Genomic DNA, 21,264 nt, shown 5'->3' with positions numbered 1-21,264 from the left:
CCGTCCTCAAGCACGGCTGCGCGACAGCAGCCACAGGAACACCGGCACCCCGACCAGGGCGGTAATCACGCCCACCGGCAGCTGTGTCGGCGCCATCACGGTGCGCGCTGCCAGATCGGCCAGCGCCAGCGCGGCGCCGCCCGCCAGCACGCTGGCCGGCAGCAGAATGCGCTGATCGTTGCCGACCAGCAGGCGGATCGCGTGCGGCACCACCAGTCCGATAAAGCCGATCGTACCGGCCACCGTCACCGCTGCCGCGGTCGCCAGCGACGCCGCCGCCAGGGTCATCCAGCGCAAGCGCAAAACCGGCACGCCAAGCAGCTGGGCGAAACCCTCGCCGCGCGCCAGCAAATTGAGCTGCTGCGCCTTGAACACGCTCCAGAGCAAGAGCAGCAGCAACAGCAGCGCCGCCGGCAACAGCAGGCGGCCGTCTTCCAGGTCGCCCATCAGCCAGAACAGCATGCCGCGCAGCTGCGCGTCGGGCGCCAGGGTCAGCACCAGCGTCACGATCGCGCCGAAGCCGGCGGCGATCATCACGCCCGTAAGAATCAAGCGATGGCCGCTATGCTGGGCCACGCTGGGCAAGCGCCGCAAAGCCTGGCGCGCCAGCCCGAACAGCAGCGATACCGCCAGCCCCGCGCCGAGGGCAGCGCCGAGCGCAGCGGCGGTATCGCCCATGAAACCGAAATGGCCGGCCACCAGCAAGGCCGACAAGGCGCCAGCGGCCGAGCCGCCGGACAAGCCCAACACATAAGGATCGGCCAGGGGATTGCGCAGCAACACCTGCATCAGCGCCCCGGCCAGCGCCAGCAGGCCGCCGACGACGAAAGAAGTCAGTGCCCGCGGCAGGCGCAAGGAAAGATAGATCTGGTCCGCAACCAAAGGCCGCCCGCAGCCGCTGCTGCCGCACAGCACCGCGAGCGACAGCGCCAATCCCGCCGCTGCCGTCAGGCAAAGGAGGATCAGGATGGCGCGGCGCAATGTGGTGATGCTAGTCAATGGCGAACTCTATGTAGGGTGGGCACAAGGTGCCCACGCGTGAAGCCTGATTCCCGAAGGACCTTTTATATGCGTAGATAACGCGTGGGCACGCTGTGCCCACCCTACCTTACTGCTGCCAATTTACACCAACAAACAGGCCACGTGACGGCTGGTTGTAGCCATAAGCGGTTTGATAGTCGCGGTTGAACAGGTTCTCGACACGGCCGAACAGCGACGTCTGCTTGGTAAGCTGATAGCGCACATTGGCGTTGGTCAGCCAGTACGGCGCCAGCTGCGGGTTGCCGGGAATATCGGAGCGGCTGTCGGTGTATTGCACATCCGTGCCGACGCGCCAGGCGCCGAAGCTCTTCGCCGCGCCGAAGGAACCGAGCGTCTTGGCGCGGCGCACCAGGGTCTTGCCGGTCGATTCATCTTTCGGATTCTGCAAGGTCAAGCTGGCGCGCCAGTCGATTTCAAGCAGTGCGGCGCTGGCGCTCAGCTCCAGTCCCTGGTTCTTGGAACGGGCGATATTGATGGCCCGGAAAGTCGCAGGATCGTAGCCGAACTGGTCGTGCGTGCGGGTATCGAACAAGGTGGCGCGCAACAAGGTCGCGCCGGCAGCGTACTGCACACCCAGCTCATAGGACTTGGAGCGCTCGGCCTTGAGATTGGCGTTGCCGTACAGCGGGTCAAACAACTGCACCGGCGTCGGCGCGTTGAATGCGGTCGAGGCATTGGCGATCAGCTTGACGCTGTCGGTCAGCGCATAGCCGTAGCCGAGGTAGCCGGTATTGTCCGAACCGGAACCGCCGACATCGTCATGGCGCAGATTGAGCTGCAGCTGATGCGCGCCGATTTTGCCAAGCGCACCGGCATACACGCTGGAAGTCGAGCGCGAAAAGCTGTTGCTGGAATTGCCGAAGCTGCTGTTGGCATTGACTTCCGCCTTTTCACGGCCGGCGTCGACACCGGCGGTCGCTGTCCACATTGGCGACACGCGCAATTCGTTGGCCCATTGCAGCAGGTTTTGCGTACTCTTGTAGCCATTGCTGCTGTTGCCGGACAAGGTCAGGTCGTCGAGGTTGTCGCGGTTGACGTTTTGCGACAGCGTCAGCGTCGACGTCCAGTCCTGGCTGAAGTTATTCTTGGAGAACACGGCGATCGACTGGCTCTTGGAATGGCCGCGGTTCTGGTCGGTCGGCGTGCCGTAGGCATCGTCAAAGGTGTACTTGGCGTCGTTGGCGTAAATGCGGGCGCCGACTTCATTGCCCTTGCTCCATTCCTGCGATACCGATCCTGAGACGCTGGTGTTGCTGTTGCCATTGCGGTCGGGATTGACGTTTGGACTCTGCAACGGGTTCTGCGCCGAAAAGCCGTCGGTCTTGAAACGGGTCAGAGCCAGGGCGTAACGGGTGTCGCCGCTCTTGCCGCTGACGCCGACGTTGCCTTGATAGGTGCCGCGCGAACCGGCTTCGACCGAAGCATTGAAGGCCGGTGCGCCATTGCCGCGCTTGGTGAAGATCTGCACCACGCCGCCGATGGCGCCGGAGCCGTAGATCGCCGAGACGTTGCCGCGCACGATTTCGATATGATCGATCTGCTCAGGCAGGATATTTTCCAGCGCCGGCAAGCCGTAGGAAGCCTGGCGCCGGATCGGCACGCCATCGATCAGGATCAGCGTTTCCGCGGTATTGGCGCCGCGCATGAACAGCGAAGCCTGCTGGCCGGGGCCGCCGACGCGGGTAATCTGGATGCCGGCCTGGCGCTCCAGCAAGGCCGGCAAATCAGGCGCTTGCGAATTGCGGATGTCTTCGGCGCTGATCACCGTGGTGTGCGGCAAGGCATCGGTTTGCGGTTGCTCGACGCGGGCGGCGGTCACTACTACCGGCGCCAGATTCTGGTCCTGGACGGTTTGGGCGAAAGCAGAGCCGACGCTGCAGGAAAGAATGGCGGAAGCCAGCGCGAACGGCTTCAGGGTCGCGCCGGAGCGGCGTGCTAAAGATAAAGTCATGTTTGGATACGATAAGAGTCCCCGGCCTGCTTCCCCGCAAGCCCGGTTGCAACAGTCGCAAGGCACAGGCATGCAACCGCCGCTACCTCGCTCCCCCTGATCTGGCCGGTATCCGGGCTAACAAGTCGGAGCGCATAACCTTCCCATGCAAACTGCTGCACAGTGGTACGAGATGCGCTCTGCCGCCTGCCGCACCCTGGTTGGAGACGGACTGGCGGCGCTTGTTTTACCGTTGCGGGGGCAGCACACGTTGGCTGGCGAACCTAGCGCCGTGTTTCCCGTTTAACTGCGGACATGGACATGTCCGCGTGCACCAAAACCCCGCCATTGTAAGGCCGGCGCGGCTTGGCGGCAATCGCCGCGGTCTAAAGTGTGGTTAAAGCGCAGTCAGGTTAGCGTTGCCCCGGTATAAGGCAGCCACCATGTCGGACTGGGTCACCATGCCGACCAGCCGGTTCTCATCGTCGACAATCGGAATATGGTGGATCCCTGAATCGGACAGCGGCTGCACCAGCTCGACGATATGCATAGCCGAAGCCGCGCTCTTCACCGCGGCGGTCATGATCTGGCCGACCACTTCCGGCTTGTCCGAATGCATGCCGGTGGTGCGCCGCAAGAATTGCTTCAGGCGCTGCTCGAAACCCGCGTACAGCTGCAAATCCACCTGGCGCATGAAATCGGTCTGGGTAACGATGCCGACCAGGCGCCGCGCCTGGTTAATCACCGGCAAGGCCTTGATGCGGTGCTTCAGCAGCAAGGCCCAGGCATCCTCCAGCGAAGTGCCGTACTCGACGCTCACCACATCGCGCGACATGATGTCGGCGCAGGTGATGGCGCCAAAGCGGCGCTGGTAGGCGTGCATCTCGGTCTGCAGGATCAGGCTTTCCAGGTCGTCGCGGCTGACATCCAGCACCTGGTTATATTGCTGCAGCACGTAGTCCAGGTCTTCTTGCGTAAAACCGACCCGGGCTCCGCTGGGCTGGTCGCTGGTCTTGTGCAGCTTGGCCGGATCCTGGTGGGCGCTGTGCGGATAACGGCGTTTGGTGGCGTTATTGAACAGCAGCGCCACCAGCAGCAGCAGGAAGGAATTCAGCAACACCGGCGTCAGGACGAAATGGAAGCCCTGGCTGGTCACCGCCGGTCCGCCCAGCACCGCCGTCAGCGCCACCGCGCCGCTGGGCGGATGCAGGCAGCGCAAGGCGAACATGGCGCCGATCGCCAGCGACACCGCCAGCGCCGGGGCAAACACCGGATCGTGGATCCAGCGCGCGCAGGCGACGCCGATCACGGCGGCCACCAGGTTGCCGCCGATGATGGACCAGGGCTGCGCCAGCGGACTGGCCGGCACCCCGAACAGCAGCACCGCCGAAGCACCCATCGGCGCAATCAACATCGGCAAGGGAGCGCCCGGACCGAGCGCCCAGTGGCTCACCAGCCCGGTCAGCAAAATCCCCAGCAAGGCGCCGCAACAGGCGCGCATGCGTTCAGTGGCGTTGACCACCACGGGACCTGGAATAAAGCCGCGCAACCACAAACCAAACGAATTCATCTTCTTTTGCTTTCGCTTTTCTTGATGAGGGTTCAACCGCCGTAGGCGTAGCTGAATTTATTATTGACGATGCGTCCCATCACGCGCGAGCGCTGGTCCAGCCCGACGTGATCCTTGGGGCTCATGTTGACCACGCCTTGCGGGATCGTCAGGTCATGGGTGTTTTCCAGTGCGGTGCGCAGCGCGGCGCGGAACTGCTTGCTGCCGGGCGGCCCCGCTGTCAGCGCCTGCGGCACGGCGTTGGCGATCAACATATAAGCGCCCCAGGCATCGGCGGCAAACTGCGTCATGGTGTCGGCGCCATAGGCGGCTTCATAGCGGCGGGTGAAATCCAGCGCGGTCTTCCTGACCGGATTGGACAGCGGCAGCTGCTTGGCCACCACGGCCGGGCCGGTGGGGAAGAAAGTACCCTCGACATCCTTGCCGCCCACCTTCAGGAAATCGGCGGTGGCGATGCCATGGGTCTGGTAGATCCGTCCTTTATAACCGCGTTCGGCCAGGGTCTTTTGCGGCAGCACCGCCGGCGTCGCCGAAGCGGCGATCAATACCGCATCCGGCTGCGCCGCCATGATCTTGAGGATTTGCCCGGTCACGCTGCTGTCGTTGCGGTTATAGCGCTCGCCGGCAACCACCTTGATCTTGCGCAGCTCGGCCAGGTGCGAAAACTCGCGCCACCAGCTGTCGCCGTAGGCGTCGGCAAAACCGATGAAGCCGACGCTCTTGATGCCGTTGTCGGCCATGTGCTGGGTCAAGATGGTAGCCATGTGCGAATCGTTTTGCGGCAGCTTGAAAGCCCAGCCGCGTTTGGCGTCCTGCGGCTCGACGATCGAGGCCGAAGCCGCCAGCGCCAGCATCGGCGTGCCGGACTCGGCCACCACGTCCAGCAGCGCCAGCGCGGCCGGCGTCGTGTTGGGACCGACGATCAGGTCGACTTTTTCTTCGCTGACCAGCTTGCGCGCGTTGCGCACGGCGTTGGTCGGATCGGAAGCGTCGTCCAGGATGATGTATTCGACCTTCTGGCCGGCGATCTCTTTCGGCCACAGCAGGATGGCGTTTTTAGTGGGTGCGCCGATGGCTGCCGCCGGGCCGGTGACGGCGATGTCGACGCCGATCTTGATTTGCGCGCGAGCGTGGCCGCAGACGGCCAGCACGGCGACGGAAGCGAGACAGCAGCGCGTAAGTTTATTCATTGGATAGCGATCCTGATGACGATGGCAATGGTTGCTGAATGGTTGCTGGTGCGTTTGCACAAGGAAAGGATTCTACTGGAATGTCTCAGGCCGCAGGCAGCGCCAACAGGCGGTTCTCCATCTCTTGGTCCGATGTTAGCCATTAAAATCACGGCATTATTGACTAAAAGCAAGTAACCGATCGTCAGAGATGGTTGAAACAAATCTTGATTTTTCCAATAATTCATATGATGATATGGTCACATTACGATAAAAATACACAGGCGGACGAGACGATATGTTCAATAAACTGAATGCCAACCGCACGTCCCTGAGCGACACCGTAGCCCAGGAATTGCTGAAAAAGATACAAACCGGCGAGTTCGGCCCCGGCGCCAGATTGCCGACCGAACCGGTGCTGTCGGAGCAGTTCGGCGTCAGCCGCACCGTGGTGCGCGAAGCGATTTCCCGCTTGAAGAATGAGGGTGCGGTCGAGCCGCGCCAGGGCAGCGGCGTGTATGTCAGCGAACAAGGCCATCTGCGGCCCTTGCGCATCCAGTTCGACCAGGCTTCCTCGGCCGACGCCGTGCTGCAGATCGTCGAGCTGCGCCGCGCCATCGATGCCGAAGTGGCGGCGCTGGCCGCCACCCGCCGCACGCCGCGCCAGCTGAAAGCCATCGAAACCGCGCTGAAAGGCATCGAAGCCGATGTCAACGCCGGCGGCGACGGCGTCATGGCCGACGTGATGTTCCATCGCAGCATCGCCGAAGCCACCGGCAACCCTTTCCTGCTGCAGACGCTGGCCTTCCTCAGCCAGTACCTGGAAGCCGCTACCGCCGTCACCCGCAGCAATGAAGCGCGGCGCGACGATTTCATGCGCCAGGTTTATGAAGAGCATGCCGCCATCGCTTCCGCCATCGCCGCCGGCGATGCGCTGGGCGCGCGCAATGCCGCGCAAAACCATATGTTCAATGCGGCGCGCCGCCTTTCCCAAGGCGCGGTAGCGGCCAAGGCGGCGCCGAAAGCCAAGAGCACTTCAAGAAAATCTTAATCAGGACCAGCAAATGACTATCAATGTAGGTGTTATCGGCCTCGGCGCCATGGGACTGGGTGTTGCCCGTTCTTTACTGCGCGCGGATTTTCCTACCTATGCCTGCGACGTGCGCCCGCAAGTCTTGCAGCAGTTCGCCAGCGAAGGCGGCATCGCCTGCAGCACGCCGGCCGAACTCGGCGCGCAATGCGATGTGGTGATCACCGTAGTAGTCAACGCCGCGCAAACCGAGCAAGTGCTGTTCGGTGAACAAGGCGCGGCGGCGGCGATGCGCCCCGGCAGCCTGGTGATCGCCAGCGCCACGGTGGCGCCGGAATATGCCGTCAAGCTGGGCGAGCGGCTAGCCGCGCTGCAATTGCAGCTGCTGGACGCCCCCCTCTCCGGCGGCGCCGCGCGCGCCGCTTCAGGCGAAATGACCATGATGACATCCGGTCCCGCGGCCGCTTACGCCAAGGGCGAAGCGGTGCTGGCGGCGATCGCGAGCAAGGTGTACCGGCTGGGCGATGCGCACGGGGTCGGCTCCAAGGTCAAGATCATCAACCAGCTGCTGGCCGGCGTGCACATCGCTGCCGCCGCCGAAGCGATGGCGCTAGGCCTGCGCGAAGGCGTCGACGCCGATGCGCTGTACGAAGTCATCACCAACAGCGCCGGCAATTCCTGGATGTTCGAGAACCGCGTGCCGCATATCCTGAAAGCCGATTACACGCCGCTCTCGGCGGTCGACATTTTCGTCAAGGACTTGGGGCTGGTGCTGGATACCGCGCGCGCCAGCAAATTCCCGCTGCCGCTGTCCGCTGCCGCCCATCAGATGTTCATGATGGCGTCGACTGCCGGCCATGGCGGCGAGGACGATTCCGCCGTGATCAAGATTTTCCCGGGCATCCAGTTGCCGACAGCGTAGGAGTAAGCCATGCCAGAGCAATCAATGACAACGGCAGGCCCCCTGCTCGGCTGCATCGCCGATGACTTTACCGGCGCCACCGACCTCGCCAACATGCTGGTGCGCGAAGGCATGCGCACCGTGCAGACCATCGGCGTGCCGGCAACGGCGCCGCAGGATGTCGACGCTATCGTCGTAGCCTTGAAGTCGCGCACGGCGCCGGCGGCCGAAGCGGTGGCGGATTCGCTGACCGCATTAAGCTGGCTGCAGCAGCAGGGATGCCGTCAGTTTTTTTTCAAATACTGTTCCACTTTCGACTCCACTGCCAAGGGCAATATCGGTCCTGTGACCGACGCTCTGCTGCAGGCGTTGGGCAGCGACTTCACCATCGCCTGCCCGGTATTCCCGGAAACCGGGCGCACCTTGTATCGCGGCCACCTGTTCATCAAGGACCAGTTGCTGAATGAATCGGGCATGCAGAACCATCCGCTGACGCCGATGACCGACGCCAACCTGGTGCGCGTGCTGCAGCAGCAGACTGCGTCCAAGGTCGGCCTGATCGGCTATCCGGCAGTGTCCCAAGGCAGCGAGAAGATTCATGCGGAAATTGCCGCGCTGCGCCGGCAAGGGGTGCGGATGGCGATCGTCGATGCGCTGGAAAACCAGGACCTGTACGCCATTGGCGCCGCCTGCGCGGAACTGCAGCTGGTGACGGGCGGCTCGGGTATTGCACTCGGCCTGCCGGCCAATTTCGTTAAGGCCGGCCTGTTGCAGCCTGGTGCAAAAGCAAGTGCATTGCCCAGCGTTGAAGGCTGGTCGGTGGTGCTGGCCGGCAGCGCATCGAAGGCGACCAATGCCCAGGTCGCCGCATGGATGGAAAAGCGTCCGGCGTTCCGTCTCGATCCGCCGGCGCTGGCGCGCGGCGAATCCGTGGTGGCGCAGGCCCTGGCTTTCGCCAAGCAATATCTCGAGCAACAGCCGGTATTGATCTACGCAACCACCACGCCTGAGCAGGTCAGGCAGGTGCAGGCCGAGCTCGGCGTGGAACGCGCCGGCTTGCTGATCGAACAGGCGCTGGCTGATATCGCCGTCGCCTTGCAGGCCGGCGGCGTGCGGCGCTTCGTGATTGCCGGCGGCGAAACTTCCGGCGCGGTGGTCAAGGCACTGGGCGTACGCGCGCTGCGCATAGGCGCGCAAATCGATCCGGGCGTGCCGGCGACGGCATCGATCGGCGCAGAGGGTTCTCCAGCGCTGGCGCTGGCGCTGAAGTCAGGCAACTTCGGCAGCACGGATTTTTTTGAAAAGGCGCTCCGTCAGCTGGGCGAAACCCGTCTATGAACACGACATTGAAAGAGCAGGCGCTGCGCACGGAAATCTGCGAAACCGGCGCCAGCCTGTATCAGCGCGGCTACACCGTCGGCACCGCCGGCAATATCAGCGCCCGGCTGGACGATGGCTGGCTGATCACGCCGACCGATGCCTGCCTTGGCAGACTGACGCCGGCGCAGATCGCCAAGGTCGACCTGAGCGGCAAATGGGTGGCCGGCGACAGGCCATCGAAGACGCTGGCGCTGCATCGCGCGGTCTACGACAACAACCCGCAGGCGCAAGCCGTGGTGCATACCCATTCGACCCATCTGGTCGCGCTGTCGCTGGCGGGCGTCTGGCACGACCAGTGCGTGCTGCCGCCGATCACGCCTTATCAAGTGATGAAGGTCGGGCAGATTCCCTTGATTCCCTATTGCCGTCCTGGCGATCCGCAAGTGGCCGAGCAGGTCAAGCTGCTGGCGGCGTCGGTGCGCGGCGTCCTGCTGGAACGGCTAGGGCCGGTGCTGTGGCATGAGAGCGTTTCGCAGGCGGCGTTCGCGCTGGAAGAGCTGGAAGAAACCGCGCGGCTGTGGCTGATGCTGGAAAACAAACCGGAGCCGCTCAGCGCCGCGGCCCTGGACGAGCTGTATCGGGTATTTGGCGCACGCTGGTAAGTTTCAGGCAATAGAAACATCCGCAATTCATAAAATCACATTGGTGGAGACAAGATGTCAGCAACGATAGACAACAGGGCCGCACAGGCCAGCGTCAGCCTGCCGGCTGAACAAGCGGAAAATCTGTACAAGAAAGTATTCTGGCGCTTCGTGCCATTCATCATGCTGTGTTACGTGGTGGCCTACCTGGACCGCGTCAACGTCGGTTTCGCCAAGCTGCAGATGTCGCAGGACCTGGGCTTCAGCGAAACCATCTTCGGCCTCGGCGCCGGCATTTTCTTCCTCGGCTACTTCCTGTTCGAGCTGCCCAGCAACCTGATCATGAACCGGGTCGGCGCCAAGCTGTGGATCGCCCGCATCATGATTACCTGGGGCCTGCTGTCGGCCTGCTTCGCCTGGGTGCAGACGCCCACCCAGTTCTATGTCCTGCGCTTCCTGCTGGGCCTGGCGGAGGCGGGCTTCTATCCCGGCATCATCCTCTATCTGACCTACTGGTTTCCCTCGCACCGGCGCGCCAAGGTGGTCGCCACTTTCATGGCGGCGATTCCGATCTCGGGCATCTTCGGCAATCCGCTGTCGGGCTGGATCATGCAGGCTTTCCATGGCGCCAGCGGCTGGCATGGCTGGCAGTGGATGTTCATGATCGAAGCGGTGCCGGCGGTGCTGGTGGGCGTCGCCGTTTTCTTCGTGATGGACAACAGCATCCGCAAGGCCAAGTGGCTGACTGAAAAAGAGAAGGACTTCCTGGAAGCAGAAATCCGCGCCGATCAGAAAGACATGCACAGCCCGAAAACGACCGCGGCAGTGTTCAAGGACATCCGCATCTGGCATATGTGCCTGATCTACTTCTGCATCGTCATGGGCCAGTACGGACTGACTTTCTGGCTGCCGACCCTGGTCAAGGCTTCCGGCGTGGTCGGTGATTTCAAGATCGGCCTGATCAGCGCGATTCCCTTCCTGTGCGCGGTATTCGCCATGATCCTGATCGGCCGCCGCTCGGACCGCCTGCGGGAACGGCGCTGGCATCTGATCGTGCCGGCTCTGCTGGGCGCGGTCGGCTTCATCGTTTCAGCGCTGGCCGCCGACAATACCGTGATCGCCATCGCCTTCCTGTCGCTGGCGGCGATGGGCGTGCTGACCTGCTCGCCGCTGTTCTGGTCGCTGCCGACGGCTTTCCTGTCCGGCACCGGCGCCGCCGCCGGCATCGCGGTGATCAACTCGGTCGGCAATCTGGCCGGCTTCGCCAGCCCGTTCCTGGTCGGCTGGCTGAAAGACACTACGCACAACAACCAGACCGGCATGTTCATGCTGGCCGGGATGCTGGTGGTCGGCGCCATTGCGATCCTGAAGACACCGCCTAAAATGGTCAATCGATAACATTTGTTTTTTAGGAGTCTGCAATGCCGCGTTTCGCCGCCAATCTGAGCATGATGTACAACGAGCACGCCTTCCTCGACCGCTTTGCGGCCGCGGCCAGGGATGGCTTCAAGGGTGTCGAGTTCCTCTTCCCCTACGAGCACGCCGCCGCTGAACTGCAGGCAAGACTGCAGGACAACGGCCTGGCCCAGGCGCTGTTCAACGCGCCGCCCGGCGACTGGGCCGGCGGCGAACGCGGCCTTGCCTCCTTGCCCGGACGCGAAGATGAATTCAAGCGCAGCGTCGCCACCGGCCTCGAATATGCGCAAGTGCTGGGCAACCGTAAATTGCATGTGATGGCCGGCCTGATCCAGCCGCAGCAGGATCGCGCCCGGCATCGCGCGGTGTACCTGGAGAACCTGGCCTATGCCGCGGCCCAGGCCGCCGCCCTTGGCGTCACCATCGTCATCGAACCGATCAATACGCGCGACATTCCCGGCTTCTTCCTGAACCGCCAGGACGAGGCGCAGGCGATTTGCGCCGAGGTCGGCGCCGACAACCTGCAGGTGCAGTTCGATTTGTATCATTGCCAGATCGTCGAGGGCGACCTGGCTGTCAAGCTCAAGCGCGACATGCTGCGTCCGCAGGCCGGCATCGGCCATATCCAGATCGCCGGCGTGCCGGAGCGGCATGAACCGGATAGCGGCGAGATCAATTATCCCTATCTGTTCGAACTGATCGACGAGCTCGGCTACCAGGGCTGGGTCGGCTGCGAATACCGGCCGCGCGGCGCTACTTCTGCCGGCCTGGGCTGGCTCAAGCCCTGGCTGTAGAACGCAAACACCATTGAATAAATAAAGGATCATCATGCAAGTAGTCATCACCGGCGGCGCCGGCTTCCTCGGCCAGCGCCTGGCGCGCAGCCTGCTGCAACAGGGCAGCCTGCCCGACCGCGGCGGCCAGCTGCAAACCATCAGCAAGATCGTCCTGGTGGACGTGGTTGCCGCCAGCGGCTTCGACGATGCGCGCATCGAACAGGTCACCGGCGACATCACCGACAGCGCCCTGCTGGAGCGCGTGATCACCAGCCAGACCGCGGCGGTCTTCCACCTGGCGGCGATTGTCAGCGGCCAGGCGGAAGCGGATTTCGATCTCGGCATGCGCATCAACCTGGATGCGGCGCGCCTGTTGCTGGAACGCTGCCGCGCTTGCGGCCACGCGCCGCGGGTGATCTTCACCAGTTCGGTGGCGGTATTCGGCGGCGTCCTGCCGGCAGTGGTGCAAGACCGTACCGCGCTCAATCCGCAATCGTCCTACGGCGCGCAAAAAGCGATCGCCGAACTGCTGCTCAACGACTACAGCCGCAAGGGTTTCGTCGACGGCCGCGTGCTGCGCCTGCCGACCATCAGCGTGCGTCCCGGCAAACCCAACCAGGCCGCCTCCTCTTTCGCCAGCGGCATCATCCGCGAGCCGCTCAACGGCCAGCCGGCGATCTGCCCGGTGGCGCCCGATGTGCGTCTGTGGCTGCTGTCGCCACGCAAGGTGATCGCCTGCCTGATCCATGGCTATGCGCTGCCGGCCGATGTGCTGGGCAAAAGCCGGACCATCAACCTGCCGGGAATCTCGGTCACCGTGGCGGAGATGGTGGCGGCGCTGGAACGCGTCGCCGGCAAGGAAGTCGCCGCACGCATTGAATGGAAACACGATCCGGCCATAGACAGGATCATTTCCAGCTGGCCGGGCGCCTGGGACGCCAGCCGCGCCGCCGATCTCGGCTTTATCGGTGAAAGCAGTTTCGACGACGTGGTGCGCGCCTATATCGAAGACGATCTGCCGGCGGCATGAAGCGAGCGCGGCTGGCTGTCTGCGAAAGCCAGCCGCGCGATGTTTTTTTGACATGCGCCGATTCGGCCTGAACTTGTCCTCGGCTTGTCCTCGGTACGGTAAGATTGTCTCTTTATGACTTTTGCCAAGCCGACATGAAGACCAGCTCTTTCCAGCACCTAGTCCGCTTGCTATCGGCCTCGCCGTTGCTGCCTTGTTTGCTGCTTTGCTTGCTGCTGGCAAACGGCGCCCCGGCCCGGGCGGCAACGGCCGCCGCGAGCGCTGACGCCGCCGCCAGCACACCGGCCGCTCCCGCCGCCGCGCCAGCACCACTGGACACGCTGTCCAAGGTGCTGCAAAGCAGTCCCGGCACTGGCAGCCTGGTAGCCACGCTGATCCAGGCCGAACAGCAGAACAGCAAGACCTCGCCCGAGCAAAAGGGCTTCATTGGCCTGATTTCCAATAGCCTCGACACTTTCCAGGCGCATCTGCAGCAGGTCATCACGCCGGAAAAATTCTGGAACCAGCAGTTTTCGCTGGCCTGGCAAGACCTGTCGACCATCCTGCAACGCCAGGAGTCGGAAACCGGATGGCAGGCGCTGGCAGGCTTTCTCGAAATGCTGGCCTTGTTCGGCGCGGTCGCTATCGCTCTGCACTATATCGGCAAGCAGGTGCAACGGCATTTCAATGTCGAGACGACGCTGTCGTCCGATCCCAGCATGAAGGAATTGCTGCTGTATATATGGCGCCACATCGCGCCGCTGCTGCTGGCGCTGGTGGCGGAAATTTCTGTCACCATCAGCATGGATAGTGCGCACGGACAATCGCTGGGACGGGTCCTGGCCACAGTGCTGCTGTACACCCTGGTCGGCGCGCGCCTGTTCCAGGCCATCTGCGCCATCATTTTTTCGCTGTCGCACGGCGGCCACCGCATGGTCGCGGTGCATATCCTGTACCAGCGCGGCTTCAACCTGCTATATGTGATCGGCTGCGCCGGCTGGCTCGGCGACGCCCTGGACAATCCGCATGTGAACCAGATCATCGGCGTCCACCTGGCCAGCGTGGTGGCGACCCTGGCCAGCCTGACGGCGGCAATACTGGGCGGCGTGTTCGCCCTGCTGTTCCGGCGGCCGGTGGCGCACATCATCCGCAACCGGCCGCGGGCGGTGCGGCGCGACCATCCGGCGCGCATGGAAACGCTGGAAATCGTCGCCGCCTTCTGGTACATCCCGATCCTGCTGCTGAGCGTGACCGTCAGCGTCGCCACCATCCTCGATTTGTCGAGCAATAATTCAGCGCTCAATCATGCGCTGGCCAGCGCCGCGCTACTGATCGCCATGTTCTTCATCAGCGCACTGCTGCAGCGCATACGCGCCCGCAAGACGACCACGGGCGCAGGCGCGGCAAGGCGCCAGTCGCCTTACATCCTGCGTCTCAGCAACGTCGGCTTCAGCCTGCTGCAGCTGGCGTTGTGGATTGGTTTCTTCGAATTGCTGACCAGGATCTGGGAGCATTCGCTGCTGGAATTCGCCAACGCCACCCTGATCGGCCAGATGATCGTCTCGGCGCTGGGCAAGATCGGCCTGACGCTGGTGGTCGCCTGGCTGATCTGGATCCTGCTCGACACCTTCATCCAGGAAGCCATCAACCCGACCCGCAACAGCCGCTACGCGCGCAAGAACCCAAGCACGCGCATGCGCACCATCCTGCCGCTGCTGCGCAATGCGCTGATGCTGCTGATCCTGACCATCACGGTGATCACCACGCTGGCCAACCTGGGCATCAATGTGACGCCGCTGCTGGCCTCGGCCGGCGTGGTCGGGCTGGCCTTCGGCTTCGGCTCGCAATCGCTGGTGAAGGATCTGATCACCGGCGTCTTCATCCTGATGGAAGATTCGATGTCGGTCGGCGACTGGGTCGACGTCGGCAACGGCCATGCCGGCACCGTGGAAAACCTGACCATCCGCACCGTGCGCCTGCGCGACAGCAACGGCTCGGTGCACAGCGTGCCGTTTTCGCAGATCACGGCGATCAAGAACGATTCGCGCGAATACACATATGCTTCGCTCAAGCTGAGCATCACCCACGATTCGGACGTCGACCAGGCCTTGCGGCTGATGCGCGAAACCGGCGCCGAGATGCTGGAAGACCGGCGCCTGCGCCGGCTGCTGCTGCAGCCTATCGAGATCTACGGGGTCAATGGTTTCGACCTGAACGGCGTGGCGCTGCTGGCCGGCATCCGCACCAAGCCGCAAACCCAGAACGAAGTCACGCGCGGCTTCAACCTGCGCATCAAGAAAAAGGTGGATGACGATCCGAAGGTGCGCTTCGCCAATGAATGGGCGAATTTCCCGCTGACCGCGGTGGAGCCGCCGGTAGCGGCAGAAAGCAGCGCGCCGGAGCTGCCCGCCGCCGGCGGCAAGGCCTGACGAAGATTACTTGATGCGGCAGCTCAGCAGCCAGTAGTACTCCAGCCGCAGGATGCGCAGTTCGCGTGTGATCGGCGACAGCTTCTTGCGCAGGCCGCTGTCGGTCGGGAAGTTCTTCATGACTTCGTAGCGCTCACCGTTGGGCAAAGTGCGGAACTGGTAGGTATTGCCATCGGCATCGGTGCGGGCAATCGGCGTACTCTGCTCTTCGACGTAGCTGTTGTCTATCATCACCAGCAAGATATCCTTGCCGAGTTTTTCGCGCAGCTGGGCGATGAACCGGACCTGGTCCTGGCGTCCCACATGCGACCACCAGAAACCCAGGAAGCAGGCGGTGAACTTGCGGTCAGCCTGGAAAGTGTTGATGTCTTGCTGCGCAAACGTCGCCTTGCCGGCCGGCAGCTGCTTGGCCTCGGCCAGCGCGATCATTTCCGGATTGATGTCGGTCGCCAGCACCGATTTCGCGGTGGCGGCGATCTGCTCGGTCCAGAAGCCGGTGCCGCATGCCAGTTCCAGCACGTCGTGGCCTTCCATCAGTTCCTGCACCCTGACCTGCAAGGTCAGCAGTTCGTCCTGGCGCTCGGGGCGCTGGTAGATCTCTTCGTAAGTCGCAGCACGTTTGGCGTAGTACGCCGCCATATCGGTATTAATCATTTTTGCGTTCCGCTTCCCAGTTCATTGTTCAATTCCTTCACTTCTTCAACTTCTTTCATTTCTATTGGTTGCACTTCAGCAGCCGGCGGCATGGCTTCGGCGCAGGCCACCCGGTAGCGCTCCGACAGCGCGTCATACAGCGGCGGCGCGAAGAAGCGCGAGACGCGGCTGGCGATCAGCGCAGTCGCCATCAGCGAAATCACCAGGGCATGGCCGTTGATCATTTCCATCACGATCACGAAGGCGGTGATCGGCGACTGCGTCACCGCCGCCAGATATCCCACCATCGCCAGCGCAATCAGCATCTCCAGGGAGGTATTGCCGAACACCTGGTGCAACAGATTGCCGAAACCGGCGCCGATCGACAAGGATGGCGCGAAAATCCCGCCCGGAATCCCCGGCAGATAGGACGACACCATCGACGCCATCTTCAGGAACGGATAAAGCACCGACAGCTGCTGATGCCCTTCCAGCAAACCCTTGGCCTCGACATAGCCGCTGCCGAAAGTGGCGCCGCCGGCGATGATGCCGATCACCGCGACCGCCAGGCCGCACAGCGCGCCGAAGGCAATCGGACGGTTGCTGCGCAGATCTTGCAGCCGGGCTGGAATCCAGCGCCTGGTATTGAGCAGCAGCCAGCAAAAACAGCCGCCGGCGATGCCGGTAAGAATCCCGGTCACCAGCACCGCCAGCGCCAGCATGTCGGTCAGCGCGCTGTTGATGTGAATGGTGCCGAAATAGGTATAGTTGCCATTCAAGCCCAAGGCTACAGCGCCGGCAAAAATAATCACGGTAATCACGACGCCGCTGGCCCGGTGCTCAAAGCTGCGTGTCAGTTCTTCAATTGCAAACACAATCCCGGCCAGCGGCGTGTTGAATGCCGCCGACAGGCCGGCGGCGGCCCCGGCCAGAATCAGGCGCCGCTCCAGCGCTGCGCTGGCGCGCGGATAGAGGCGCCGCAGATTGAACATCAGGGCGGCGCCGACCTGCACCGTCGGCCCTTCGCGGCCGATAGTGAAGCCGCCCAGGATGCCGATGAAGGAGACGCCGATCTTGCCCAGCAACAGCTTGATCGACAGCAGCGACTGGCCGCGCCGGGTAGTGTCCTCTTCCAGCGTAGCGATCACTTGCGGGATGCCGCTGCCCTCGGCGCCGGGAAAATAACGGCGCGTGGCCCATACGCACAGAGCGCCGACTGCCGGCGTGATGAACAGCGGCAGCCAGAAATGCGATTGCTGCATGGAGCGGAACATGCCGAAACCGACATCCATCAGCCACGCATACAGCACCGCGGCCAAGCCAACCAGCACCGCTCCCATCCACAAAATGCCGTATTTACGCCAGGCGCGCCGTACCTGGCGCAGCGTCTGGTCGGAAAAACTCGGGGGGAGCGGATTCATTGGAATTGGGCGCAAAGACATGATTATAAATTATCCCTGCGCAATTCCCCCTAAATAGGCCGCTGGCGGCCATCGGCATGCCGGCGAAACCGGCGCAAAAGCAGCCGGATATCGCTGATCGCCTTGATGGATTGTCGCTCCCCGGGAAAGCGATCGGCCTAGATTTGATAGCTTTTCAGCCAGGCTTTGATGTTTTTGACATCGGCAAACGCCAGCAAGTCGTTCTTGAGCGCAGCGATATGCTGCTGCAGACCCTTGATGTCGCTTTTCAGGCGGCGCATCGCCAGCGCGGGCGACAAGGCTTCCTGCGGCCCGAAATTGAAGCGCCTGCGGAAATCCACCTCCAGTCCGGCAATCTCATCCCGCAGTTCAGCCGACTGTTCCGTCAGCACCTTGCTGTAGTGCTGCAGGCGCTGTTCCGACAGGGAATTGATGCGGCTCTGGTCGATCTGCTCGATTTCCAGCTGCAGCTCCAGCAAGCCGAGCAGATCCTTCTTGTCATAGGCGATATTCACCCTTTGCATCAGCGCTGTCTTGCGGGTCCGCTCCAAAGGATCCTGTTCGCGGTCGGGATGCAGGGCGCTGGCCAGCTTGCGATAGACTTCGCGCACCGACTGGCTGGCGTTTTTCAATTCTTCCTGCTGCCTGGCTTCCCTGGCCGCGGCCTTGGCCGATTTCCTGCGTTTGCCGGCGCCTTCGCGACCGTATTCGGCCGACGCATCGGCGTCGGCATCCGCCTGCTGCGCGGATGCCTCAGCGTCGCCTTGCCGGCCGGCAGCTGCATCGGCATCGGCGCCGCCATGCATGTGATAAATCCGTTTCAAGTCCGCGGCATCGCTGTCGCCGATGACGGCGGCGCCGACCGAACAGATGATGTGGCTGATTTTTTCCTGATCGTGCCGGCTCAAGCCCTTTGCCGAATAAGCGTCGTCGAGCAAGCGCACCAGCTGCGCCGCCAGCCCGTGGTAGCTGCGTATCAGAGGCTGGTACTGGCTGACATAGTGCTGCTGGTGCAGCGGGATCATCTCCTGCCATGCCGCCAGCAGCTGGCGCTCGGTCTCCAGTTTCCTGAGCAGCGCATTGAAGATTTTCTGGCCTGGCGACAGGCTGGCTTGCCCGTGCTGTTCGACGATGTTGAGCGCCTTGGTTTCTGTTTTTTTCATCGGTTGGCTGATTGCACGTTGCGTGTAGAGCTGCGATTTTTCAGATGAAAAATATGGCGCAAGGGCGTGATTATAAGTTGCCGCCGGCGGCGCGCAGCAGAAACCAGCCAAGGGGCGTATCATCTTGCCTTTGCAATAAGTTAAGCAACCATCCGTATTCAGCTGTGCCTTGCGGCAATCATTTACAGATTCCATGCTCTGTCCCACCAAGCGGCGACTCCGCCGATAAACAATCATATGGCTATCCATTCCGCCTCCGCGCATTCGAGCGACCAGGTCTTACCCTTCCGTGAATCCTTGCTTGCCATGTTAGGCATCGCCTTCGTGGTGATGCTGGTGGCGCTCGATTCGACCGTGGTCGGCACCGCGCTGCCGACCATCGTGGCCGAACTGAAAGGCTTCGAGCTGTACGCCTGGGTCGCGACTTCCTACCTGCTGACCTCGGTGATCACGGTGCCGATTTTCGGCCGCCTGGGCGACTTCTACGGCCGCAAGCCCTTTGTGCTGGTCTCCATCATCCTGTTCACCGCCGCCTCCATCCTGTGCGGCATGTCCAATAGCATGCTGTGGCTGGTGATCGCCCGCGGCCTGCAAGGCATAGGCGGCGGCATGCTGGTCGGCACGGCGTTTGCCTGCATCCCCGACCTGTTCCCGGGCGCCCACGTGCGGCTGCGCTGGCAAGTGATGATGAGCACCGCGTTCGGCATCGCCACCGCGGTCGGGCCGTCGCTGGGCGGCTTCCTGACCCAGTACTGGGGCTGGCGCTGGGTGTTCTATGTCAACCTGCCGGTCGGCGTGCTGTCGCTCTTCTTCGTCTATAAATACCTGCCGCATCTGCGCCATACCCACCCGGACGCCAAGATCCGCCTCGACTGGCCTGGCGCCCTGCTGATCACCGCTTCGCTCGGCTGTCTGCAGCTGTTCGTGGAAATGCTGCCGCAGCACGGCTTGTCGCTCGGCATGCTGGGCTTGCTGGCGGCCAGCGTCGTCAGCTTCGTCGCGCTGTGGAAATGGGAACATCACACGCCGCAGCCTATCCTGCCCTTCGATCTGCTGCTCGACCGCAAACTGTCGACCCTGTTCCTGCTGTCGGTGCTGAGCGGCTTTTCCATGTTTTCGCTGATGTTCTATGCGCCGCTGCTGTACCAGGGCGGCTTCGGCCTGTCGCCGCAGGAAGCCGGGCTGCTGATCACGCCGCTGGTGGCCTGCATCATGGTGGGCAGCATTTCCAACGGCCGCATCATCCCGCGCCTCAGGAATCCCAACATCATGCTGTACATCGGCTTCACCCTGCTGGCGCTGTCTTGCCTGGGCGTGGTGATTTCCAACCGCTGGACCTCGCACAGCGTGATCGTCGGTTTCATGCTGACCGGCGGCCTGGGACTGGGCTTCATCCTGCCTAACCTGACCATCTTCATCCAGCAGGAAGCCGGCCGCGAGCATCTCGGCATCGCCACCGCGCTGATGCAATCCTTGCGCATGATCGGCAGCATGCTGGGCACCGCCATCATCGGCACCCTGATCAACCACATGTATGCCGGCAGCGTGCGGCAGGCGCTGGCGGAACAGAAAGCCGGCGACTGGTTCGCCAGCTTCGCCGACCCGCAAATCCTCATCAGTCATGAGACCCAGGCTACCGTGCTGGCGCAGCTGGCCGGCGCCGGCCATCAGGGCCAGCTGTTGCTGGAAGCGGCGCGCGAGGCATTGATCGGCGCTATCCACATGGGCGTCGGCCTCGCTGTGGTAGTCACCGGCATTGCCCTCTGGCTGGTGAGCAAGGTGCCGCCGATTACCTTGCACATCAAGCCCGCGGCAGGCGCCGTCGCCGAGTAGGCAAGCAGCGCAGACCGGGCTTGCAGCAAGCCTGCCAGGTCTGCACACCTGCTTTAACACTGCTTCACAAAGCGTTACATCTCACACCGTCTCGAAGCACCTGTATCAATCCGGCGGTGGCATCCTGAAGTCCTGGTAACTCACATCACATCACTTCACTCAGGACGGAGATCATGAAAAAACTCATTACCTCACTGGTGCTTGGCACCATCCTCAGCACCTTGCTGAGCGGCTGTATCGTGGCGCCAATCGGCCCCGGTTATTACCACCCGCATTACTACCATCCGTACGACCGCTATTGATCGCTCGCTATTGATCGTTATCAAGTAGTAAGTAAAAGTAAGCGGGCTTATGCAATGCAAGGGCATCGGTATAATTTCCAGCCGGAAAACCTCCAAATGAACAAGATTTGAGCTTCAGCTTGAATACATTGCCATACAAAAAAATAAACACGGAGCCTTTATGAAACTGATCCACAAACTCGTCCTTTCCCTGCTGCTGGCGCCGGCTGTGCTGCCGCTCGCCGCGCAAGCCGATGAACCCGGCCATCACGGCGCCTATCTGCATGCACTGGCGGATCTGCACCTGGCGCGCTGGCTGATCGACCATCGTCCAGGCGACAACTGGGTCATGGGCCGCAGCGAACAGATCGCCTTGGGCGAGATCGATGCCGCCACGCGCGAGATCACCCAGCTTGGCGTGGACGTCGGCAAGGATGTCTATCGTCAAGAACAGCCGGATGCCCGTCCGGATCGCCGCGGTCGCCTGCATGATGCGGTGGAAGCGCTGGAGCGCGCCCGCAATGACGTCGGCCAGCGCGAAGACGATCCGCGCGTGTTCGGACTGCAGCAGCACGCCATGCAACGCATCGAGGCAGCCAAGCATGCTACCGAAAATGCCATACGCGACGCCGGTTATTGAGAATTGAAGCTTTGAAATAAAAAAGGGGGCAAGCATCACGCTTGCCCCCTTTTCCTTTTTG

The 21,264-nt window shown here is 62.5% G+C and carries 18 protein-coding genes and 1 riboswitch; of the genes, 11 read left to right on the top strand and 7 right to left on the bottom strand.

Annotated features, from left to right (window positions below):
• Positions 1-6 precede the first annotated feature (6 nt).
• From AC07V8_RS09250 to AC07V8_RS09235, 4 genes are all read right to left on the bottom strand, one after another.
• Positions 7-999, bottom strand: a complete 993-nt coding sequence (locus AC07V8_RS09250; protein WP_494678098.1) for a FecCD family ABC transporter permease — start codon at positions 997-999, stop codon at positions 7-9.
• Positions 1,000-1,108: 109 nt separating this feature from the next.
• A complete protein-coding gene (locus AC07V8_RS09245; RefSeq protein ID WP_494678099.1) occupies positions 1,109-2,992 on the bottom strand; it encodes a TonB-dependent receptor plug domain-containing protein in 1,884 nt (627 codons plus the stop codon).
• An 86-nt stretch (positions 2,993-3,078) separates the two neighbouring features.
• A riboswitch (cobalamin riboswitch) is annotated at positions 3,079-3,325 on the bottom strand.
• A gap of 43 nt (positions 3,326-3,368) precedes the next feature.
• Entirely contained in the window at positions 3,369-4,541 is a 1,173-nt protein-coding gene (locus AC07V8_RS09240) for an HPP family protein (RefSeq protein WP_494678100.1), read from the bottom strand.
• Between the two features lie 32 nt (positions 4,542-4,573).
• A complete protein-coding gene (locus AC07V8_RS09235; RefSeq protein ID WP_494678101.1) occupies positions 4,574-5,731 on the bottom strand; it encodes an ABC transporter substrate-binding protein in 1,158 nt (385 codons plus the stop codon).
• 277 nt (positions 5,732-6,008) lie between these two features.
• On the opposite strand from AC07V8_RS09235, the gene AC07V8_RS09230 reads away from it, so the two are divergent.
• The 8 genes from AC07V8_RS09230 (at position 6,009) to AC07V8_RS09195 (ending at position 15,232) form a co-directional block, all read left to right on the top strand.
• The gene (locus AC07V8_RS09230) at positions 6,009-6,761 is read left to right on the top strand and encodes a FadR/GntR family transcriptional regulator (RefSeq protein ID WP_494678102.1); all 753 of its coding nucleotides are present in this window, start codon (positions 6,009-6,011) and stop codon (positions 6,759-6,761) included.
• 13 nt (positions 6,762-6,774) lie between these two features.
• Entirely contained in the window at positions 6,775-7,662 is an 888-nt protein-coding gene (ltnD, locus tag AC07V8_RS09225; protein ID WP_494678103.1) for an L-threonate dehydrogenase, read from the top strand.
• Between the two features lie 24 nt (positions 7,663-7,686).
• Positions 7,687-8,979: a 3-oxo-tetronate kinase gene (gene otnK / locus AC07V8_RS09220; RefSeq protein WP_494678260.1), complete on the top strand. Its 1,293-nt coding sequence runs from the start codon at positions 7,687-7,689 to the stop codon at positions 8,977-8,979.
• The gene (gene otnC / locus AC07V8_RS09215; RefSeq protein WP_494678104.1) at positions 8,976-9,623 is read left to right on the top strand and encodes a 3-oxo-tetronate 4-phosphate decarboxylase; all 648 of its coding nucleotides are present in this window, start codon (positions 8,976-8,978) and stop codon (positions 9,621-9,623) included. Before otnK ends, otnC begins: the two co-directional genes overlap by 4 nt.
• A gap of 54 nt (positions 9,624-9,677) precedes the next feature.
• A complete protein-coding gene (locus AC07V8_RS09210; protein WP_494678105.1) occupies positions 9,678-11,000 on the top strand; it encodes an MFS transporter in 1,323 nt (440 codons plus the stop codon).
• Between the two features lie 23 nt (positions 11,001-11,023).
• Positions 11,024-11,812 carry a 2-oxo-tetronate isomerase gene (gene otnI, locus AC07V8_RS09205; protein WP_494678106.1) on the top strand — a complete coding sequence of 263 codons (789 nt, stop codon included), beginning with the start codon at positions 11,024-11,026 and terminating at the stop codon, positions 11,810-11,812.
• 34 nt (positions 11,813-11,846) lie between these two features.
• The gene (gene denD, locus AC07V8_RS09200; RefSeq protein ID WP_494678107.1) at positions 11,847-12,824 is read left to right on the top strand and encodes a D-erythronate dehydrogenase; all 978 of its coding nucleotides are present in this window, start codon (positions 11,847-11,849) and stop codon (positions 12,822-12,824) included.
• A 134-nt stretch (positions 12,825-12,958) separates the two neighbouring features.
• Positions 12,959-15,232: a mechanosensitive ion channel family protein gene (locus AC07V8_RS09195; protein WP_494678108.1), complete on the top strand. Its 2,274-nt coding sequence runs from the start codon at positions 12,959-12,961 to the stop codon at positions 15,230-15,232.
• Positions 15,233-15,238: 6 nt separating this feature from the next.
• On the opposite strand, the gene AC07V8_RS09190 is transcribed toward AC07V8_RS09195, so the two are convergent.
• From AC07V8_RS09190 to AC07V8_RS09180, 3 genes are all read right to left on the bottom strand, one after another.
• Positions 15,239-15,886 carry a class I SAM-dependent methyltransferase gene (locus AC07V8_RS09190; protein ID WP_494678109.1) on the bottom strand — a complete coding sequence of 216 codons (648 nt, stop codon included), beginning with the start codon at positions 15,884-15,886 and terminating at the stop codon, positions 15,239-15,241.
• Positions 15,883-17,286 carry a chloride channel protein gene (locus tag AC07V8_RS09185; protein WP_494678110.1) on the bottom strand — a complete coding sequence of 468 codons (1,404 nt, stop codon included), beginning with the start codon at positions 17,284-17,286 and terminating at the stop codon, positions 15,883-15,885. Before AC07V8_RS09185 ends, AC07V8_RS09190 begins: the two co-directional genes overlap by 4 nt.
• Positions 17,287-17,444: 158 nt before the next feature.
• Positions 17,445-18,449: a J domain-containing protein gene (locus tag AC07V8_RS09180; RefSeq protein WP_494678111.1), complete on the bottom strand. Its 1,005-nt coding sequence runs from the start codon at positions 18,447-18,449 to the stop codon at positions 17,445-17,447.
• A gap of 237 nt (positions 18,450-18,686) precedes the next feature.
• Between AC07V8_RS09180 and AC07V8_RS09175 the strand changes: the two genes are divergently transcribed.
• The 3 genes from AC07V8_RS09175 (at position 18,687) to AC07V8_RS09165 (ending at position 21,203) form a co-directional block, all read left to right on the top strand.
• Positions 18,687-20,282 (top strand): MDR family MFS transporter, encoded by a 1,596-nt coding sequence (locus AC07V8_RS09175; protein ID WP_494678112.1) that lies wholly within the window; start codon positions 18,687-18,689, stop codon positions 20,280-20,282.
• Between the two features lie 173 nt (positions 20,283-20,455).
• Entirely contained in the window at positions 20,456-20,584 is a 129-nt protein-coding gene (locus AC07V8_RS09170) for a hypothetical protein (RefSeq protein WP_494678113.1), read from the top strand.
• A 160-nt stretch (positions 20,585-20,744) separates the two neighbouring features.
• The gene (locus tag AC07V8_RS09165) at positions 20,745-21,203 is read left to right on the top strand and encodes a hypothetical protein (protein ID WP_494678114.1); all 459 of its coding nucleotides are present in this window, start codon (positions 20,745-20,747) and stop codon (positions 21,201-21,203) included.
• Positions 21,204-21,264 lie beyond the last annotated feature (61 nt).

This window comes from Collimonas sp. GW821-FHT02H07 (genome assembly GCF_059421505.1).
Note: the sequence above shows the minus strand (reverse complement) of the source record. Positions and strands in the feature narration are given on the sequence as shown.

Coding starts and splice junctions, on each gene's coding strand:
- AC07V8_RS09245 (WP_494678099.1), bottom strand. CDS start 2,992: ATGACTTTATCTTTAGCACGCCGCTCCGGCGCGACCCTGAAGCCGTTC.
- AC07V8_RS09240 (WP_494678100.1), bottom strand. CDS start 4,541: ATGAATTCGTTTGGTTTGTGGTTGCGCGGCTTTATTCCAGGTCCCGTG.
- AC07V8_RS09235 (WP_494678101.1), bottom strand. CDS start 5,731: ATGAATAAACTTACGCGCTGCTGTCTCGCTTCCGTCGCCGTGCTGGCC.
- AC07V8_RS09230 (WP_494678102.1), top strand. CDS start 6,009: ATGTTCAATAAACTGAATGCCAACCGCACGTCCCTGAGCGACACCGTA.
- ltnD (WP_494678103.1), top strand. CDS start 6,775: ATGACTATCAATGTAGGTGTTATCGGCCTCGGCGCCATGGGACTGGGT.
- otnK (WP_494678260.1), top strand. CDS start 7,687: ATGACAACGGCAGGCCCCCTGCTCGGCTGCATCGCCGATGACTTTACC.
- otnC (WP_494678104.1), top strand. CDS start 8,976: ATGAACACGACATTGAAAGAGCAGGCGCTGCGCACGGAAATCTGCGAA.
- AC07V8_RS09210 (WP_494678105.1), top strand. CDS start 9,678: ATGTCAGCAACGATAGACAACAGGGCCGCACAGGCCAGCGTCAGCCTG.
- otnI (WP_494678106.1), top strand. CDS start 11,024: ATGCCGCGTTTCGCCGCCAATCTGAGCATGATGTACAACGAGCACGCC.
- denD (WP_494678107.1), top strand. CDS start 11,847: ATGCAAGTAGTCATCACCGGCGGCGCCGGCTTCCTCGGCCAGCGCCTG.
- AC07V8_RS09195 (WP_494678108.1), top strand. CDS start 12,959: ATGAAGACCAGCTCTTTCCAGCACCTAGTCCGCTTGCTATCGGCCTCG.
- AC07V8_RS09190 (WP_494678109.1), bottom strand. CDS start 15,886: ATGATTAATACCGATATGGCGGCGTACTACGCCAAACGTGCTGCGACT.
- AC07V8_RS09185 (WP_494678110.1), bottom strand. CDS start 17,286: ATGAATCCGCTCCCCCCGAGTTTTTCCGACCAGACGCTGCGCCAGGTA.
- AC07V8_RS09180 (WP_494678111.1), bottom strand. CDS start 18,449: ATGAAAAAAACAGAAACCAAGGCGCTCAACATCGTCGAACAGCACGGG.
- AC07V8_RS09175 (WP_494678112.1), top strand. CDS start 18,687: ATGGCTATCCATTCCGCCTCCGCGCATTCGAGCGACCAGGTCTTACCC.
- AC07V8_RS09170 (WP_494678113.1), top strand. CDS start 20,456: ATGAAAAAACTCATTACCTCACTGGTGCTTGGCACCATCCTCAGCACC.
- AC07V8_RS09165 (WP_494678114.1), top strand. CDS start 20,745: ATGAAACTGATCCACAAACTCGTCCTTTCCCTGCTGCTGGCGCCGGCT.